The sequence below is a fragment of the Dietzia timorensis genome (assembly GCF_020742175.1).
GTDB lineage: Bacteria > Actinomycetota > Actinomycetes > Mycobacteriales > Mycobacteriaceae > Dietzia > Dietzia timorensis_A.
The window spans coordinates 1-5,203 of sequence record NZ_DYXM01000133.1 but is presented as its reverse complement, the minus strand read 5'-3'; the positions used below and the strand labels follow the sequence as shown (position 1 = coordinate 5,203).

Below are 5,203 nucleotides of genomic sequence, written 5' to 3'. Positions count from 1 at the left end.
AGAGCGCGAGCGCCTGACCCTCGCCCTTCGGGTCCTGCTCGACGGCGATGAGGCAGGGCACGCCCTTGCCATCGACGAACTGACGGCGCACGAGGTGTCCCGGTCCCTTCGGCGCCACCATTCCGACGGTGATGTTCTCGGCCGGCTTGATGAGGTCGAAGTGGATATTCAGGCCGTGACCGAAGAAGATCGCGTCGCCGTCCTTGAGGTTCGGCTCGATGTCCTCGGTGAAGATCTTCGCCTGGGAGGTGTCGGGGGCGAGCAACATGATCACGTCGGCCCACTCGGCGGCCTCGGCGTTGTTCATCACCTTGAGGCCGGCCTCTTCGGCCTTCTCGCGGGACTTCGAGCCCTCACGAAGACCGATAACGACGTCCACGCCGGAGTCGCGGAGCGACAGCGAGTGGGCGTGGCCCTGCGAGCCGTATCCGATGACCGCGACCTTGCGGCCCTGGATAAGGGCGAGATCGGCGTCATCGTCGTAGAACGTTTCAATAGCCATGGATGAATTTCTCCTAGGTGTATTTTTCGGTTGGAAGAACGCTTATCGGGTAAAGATACCCTTCGGGGATCAGCGGGTGGTCGCGATGGCCTTGGGTCCGCGCCCCAACGCCACCATGCCCGACTGCACGATCTCGCGAATCCCGTATTCGTCGAGCATGCGCAAGATCGCGGCCAGCTTGTCGGGAGTGCCCGTCGCCTCGAGAACGACAGATTCCGGCGAGACGTCGACGACGCGCGCACGGAAGAGTTCGGCAACCTCGATGATCTGGCTGCGCGTGGCGGAGTCCGCCCGCACCTTCACTAGTACCAGCTCGCGCGCGACGGAGGATGCGGGCTCCTGCTCGACGATCTTGATCACGTTGATCAGCTTGTTGAGCTGTTTGGTGATCTGTTCCAGACGGATCTCGTCGACGGCCACGACGATCGTCATTCGCGAGAGGCCGTCGGTCTCGGTAGGTCCGACGGCCAGCGAGGTGATGTTGAATCCTCGCCTCGAGAACAGGCTCGACACGCGTGCGAGAACGCCGGGCTTGTCTTCCACGAGGACGCTGAGGGTGTGGTTCTTCGTCATCACTTATCTCCTGCATTCTCGCCGGACTCAGCAACAACTGCGGCGTCCACCTCGTTCATCTGTTCGTGGATATCGGCAGGCTCGTCCGCCGCCGAATCCTCATCGTCGAAGAGCGGGCGGATATCGTGCGCCGCCATGATCTCCGAATTCGACGTTCCTGCAGCCACCATCGGCCATACCTGTGCGTCTGCGCCGACGACGAACTCGATCACGACAGGACGGTCGTTGATTTCACGTGCCTTCTTGATCGCGTCGTCGACCTCCTCGGCCTTCTCCACGCGGATCGACGTGCAACCCAGTGCCTCGGAGAGCTTGACGAAGTCCGGGATCCGCAGGGAGTGCGTGGACAGGTCCGTCTGCGAGTAGCGCTTCTCGTAGAACAGGGTCTGCCACTGGCGCACCATGCCGAGGTTGCCGTTATTGATCAGGGCGACCTTGATCGGGATGTTCTCGATCGCGCAGGTGGCGAGCTCCTGGTTGGTCATCTGGAAGCAGCCGTCGCCGTCGACCGACCACACCTCGGAGTCGGGCATGCCCATCTTGGCACCCATGGCAGCCGGCACCGAGTAGCCCATGGTGCCGAGTCCCCCGGAGTTCAGCCAGGTACGGGGCTTTTCGTATTTGACGAACTGTGCCGCCCACATCTGGTGCTGACCAACGCCGGCGCAGTAGATCGCGTCGGGGCCGGCGAGCGCGCCGAGGCGCTCGATGACGTACTCCGGCGACAGAGAGCCGTCGCTCTGCCGCCCGTAACCGAGGGGGTAGGTGTCGCGAAGACGGTCGAGTTCGGTGATCCACGGGCTCAGGTCCGGCGCGGGCTGGCCGCTGCGGAACTCCCTGATCGCCTCGGAAAGCTCGGAGATGACCTCACGGCAATCGCCGACGATCGGCACGTCGGCTTCGCGGTTCTTCCCGATCTCGGCAGGGTCGATATCCGCGTGGATGACCTTCGCGTGCTGTGCAAAGGAATCGAGCTTGCCTGTGACACGGTCATCGAAGCGCGCGCCGAGCGCGATGAGCAGATCGGATTCCTGCAGCGCACCTACCGCGGACACCGAGCCGTGCATTCCGGGCATTCCGTAGTGGAGCTTGTGCGAATCCGGAAACGCGCCGCGGCCCATGAGCGTCGTAACGACGGGGATCCCGGTGAGTTCGGCGAGTTCTACGAGCTCCGCCGAGGCGTTCGCCTTGATGGCGCCGCCACCGACGTAGAGCACCGGCTTCGACGCGGCCGAGATCATCCGCGCGGCCTCGCGGATCTGCTTGCCGTGCGGCTTGGTGACCGGACGGTATCCGGGCAGGCGCATCTCCGGCGGCCACGAGAAGACCATCTCGTTCTGCAGCACGTCCTTGGGAATGTCGACGAGCACCGGTCCTGGGCGGCCCGACGCTGCGATGTGGAAAGCCTCGGCGAGAATGCGCGGAACGTCCTCGCCCTTGGACACGAGGAAGTTGTGCTTGGTCACCGGCATAGTGATGCCCGAGATGTCCGCCTCCTGGAAGGCGTCGGTGCCGATCAGGCTCTGACCGACCTGGCCGGTGATCGCGACGATCGGAACCGAGTCCATCGCGGCGTCCGCAAGTGGGGTCACAAGGTTCGTGGCGCCCGGCCCCGACGTCGCCATGCACACGCCGACGCGACCCGTCGCCTGTGCATACCCGGTGGCGGCGTGTCCTGCGCCCTGCTCGTGACGTACAAGTACGTGGCGGACCTTCTCGGAGTCGTAGAGCGGATCGTATGCCGGGAGGATGGCGCCTCCGGGAATGCCGAAGACGACGTCCGCGCCGATCTCCTCGAGAGACCGTACGATCGCCTGGGCGCCCGTCATCCGCTCTGGCGCGTTGCGCCTACTCGTCTCACGCTTTGCGCCGGCGCCGGGCGTTGAACCCGGAGTCGGCTGTGCCGCTGGTGCGCTCACTTTAGTCAATCCTTGGTGTGCTCGATGCTGATGTGAAAGTCACGCTTCTACGCTGGCCGCAACTGATCTGCCGTTCACGTGTCGATTATTCCGACGTGCCCCGCATCCTCCGACACCGGGTCGCGGTCGAATCGAACCCGGGGCAACAAAAAACCCTCGTCACAGCGGTTGCTGTGCGAGGGCGCGTCGACTGTGAACTGAACTCTTGGCGAAGCTCAGGCGCCGACGCGCGAGCTAAGTACGAGTCCAATCAGTGTGGTCATGGCGTTAACCATATTCCCGCGCGCCTCGCTCCGTCAACTTGTGAGCGGGCGCGTCCACATTGCGGGATGTGGCGTCCGACGTCATACGTGGGGCTCGTAGGGGCGGAGCGCGGGGCACCGCGCCGACCTGGGACACTATTGGGCATGAGCGAGAAACCGCCGTCACGATTCCGCCCCCCAGAGGTCGAGGCCGAGCCGAAGGACCGCAGGCTCTTCCGGGTCACGCCGCTCGCCTATATCGCGCTGGGGATTTTCGCGATCGCCATGATCGCGCCGATCTACTACGCCCCTCGGTGGGGCTGGGTGTTCCTCGTCCTGCCTATCGGCTACGCGTGGTGGGTCGCTCGTAGTTGGACCAGGGTGGATGACGACGGAGTGCAGATCAGCACCTGGCGATGGCGCACGCACGTCCCCTGGGACAGCATCAAGGGCCTCAACTTCCCTAAACGCGGCAGCGCCCAGCTGGTGACGACGTCGGACGAGTTCATCCGCATGAGCGCCGTCGGGTTCAACGACCTGCCGCGTCTGGCAGAGGTGAGCCGCGGCCGGATCCCCGACCCGTTCTACGCGCCGGTGAACAACGAGGATTCCGAAAACTAACGGTCCCGCCCTACGGGTGCTCCCCCGGCGATCCGTCCCACTCGTCGCCGTGGTGTTCGCGCGCGTCTTCCCACGCGTCTTCCGCGGGCACTTCCTTGTGGGAGCCCACGGTCGCCTTCGTCTCACCTGAGGCCTCAGAAGAGGATCCGTCGGCATCGGCCGCGGCGGCGTCCCCGTCACGCGTCGCGGCGTCGTCCTCGTCTGAACGGTTGTCCTCGCCCAGGGCGCGCGCAATGAGCGGCGGCAGCGCGAAACGGTTGGGTTCGCGCACATACCCTCGCTTGTCGTAATAGGAGGCCACGGCGTATCCGAAGATGACTGCGAGGACTAGCCAGACGCCGAGGACCACAGAGGCGTGCCCGAGTCCCGAGGACCAAGGACTGTCGGTGAACAACATCGCGCGTGTGGCGCGCACCGCCGCGTGCATGGGTTCGACCTGGCCGATCGGTTCGAACCAGCGGGGCAGCATTTCGCTCGGAATTGCGCCGCCCGAGGTGGGGATACCGAAAACGACGAACACCAACAGGTTGATGAGCAGCCCTGCGTTGCCGAAGATCGCGATCGTGGCATGCGAGGCGAAGCCGACGGACAAGATACACAGCGTCGAGAACAGCACGAGATTCCAGAATGGGAACGCGGATACGCCTATCCAATGCGCTATCCCCGCGATGAGCACGCTGATGATGGGGCTGATGATGATCGTGACCACCCACTTGCGGATGAGCACACGTCTGCGCGGGTGCGTGCCCAGCGGCGCGAGGTGCACAAAGGGGCCGATATCCAGCGGGATAAAGCCGAGACGCGAGTCGATCATCTGGGACACGACCATCGCGCCGGTGAAGCCGGCAAGAATCATCACGAGCGCGACGAACAGCGGGAAGCTCGGGTTGGTCACGCCGCCATCGAGTGCGTGATAGGTGAGCTGGTTGATCGACACGGGATCGGCGAGGGCTGCGGCCGCCGTCGGGGACAACTCGACCTGTTCGGCCTCGGCGAGCAATCGGCCGTTGTCGAGAACCTGCTCCCCCACCTGCTGCGGCACCGTGTCCACGAGGACACCGGCGAGGGTGTTCATGACCTGCGAAGACGTCACCGATGATCTGGGCGCCGAATAGACGTTGATGTCCGCGCGCTCCGCCGCCCGGTCGGCTCCCTCGCCGCCTGCGGTGGAGGTCACGAGGTCGCCGATGCGCTCGGACAGGTCCGCAGGAAACTCGACCATGCCGTAGAACTCGGCGTCGTCCATCCCCTTCTCGGCCGTCTCCTTGTCGACGACGCGCATATAGACTTCCGAGAAATCGTTCTGGTCCATCATCCCGCCGACGATCTGATCCCCGACCTCGAGG

Annotated in this window: 5 protein-coding genes; 1 reads left to right on the top strand and 4 read right to left on the bottom strand. The window is 64.5% G+C overall.

The window, feature by feature from the left end:
- From K8V11_RS07205 to K8V11_RS07195, 3 genes are all read right to left on the bottom strand, one after another.
- Positions 1–502 (bottom strand): NAD(P)-binding domain-containing protein (locus tag K8V11_RS07205; protein WP_303912088.1); only part of this gene is annotated, 502 nt, incomplete at its 3' end.
- A 69-nt stretch (positions 503–571) separates the two neighbouring features.
- Positions 572–1,075, bottom strand: a complete 504-nt coding sequence (gene ilvN / locus K8V11_RS07200; protein ID WP_303912086.1) for an acetolactate synthase small subunit — start codon at positions 1,073–1,075, stop codon at positions 572–574.
- The gene (locus K8V11_RS07195) at positions 1,075–2,994 is read right to left on the bottom strand and encodes an acetolactate synthase large subunit (RefSeq protein ID WP_303912085.1); all 1,920 of its coding nucleotides are present in this window, start codon (positions 2,992–2,994) and stop codon (positions 1,075–1,077) included. Before K8V11_RS07195 ends, ilvN begins: the two co-directional genes overlap by 1 nt.
- Positions 2,995–3,401: 407 nt before the next feature.
- On the opposite strand from K8V11_RS07195, the gene K8V11_RS07190 reads away from it, so the two are divergent.
- Complete coding sequence (locus K8V11_RS07190; protein WP_303912084.1) at positions 3,402–3,857, top strand: PH domain-containing protein; 456 nt, start codon at positions 3,402–3,404, stop codon at positions 3,855–3,857.
- Between the two features lie 10 nt (positions 3,858–3,867).
- Here K8V11_RS07190 and K8V11_RS07185 read toward each other — a convergent pair.
- Positions 3,868–5,203, bottom strand: a 1,336-nt coding sequence (locus tag K8V11_RS07185; RefSeq protein ID WP_303912082.1) for an ABC transporter permease, incomplete at its 5' end; no start/stop codon positions are given.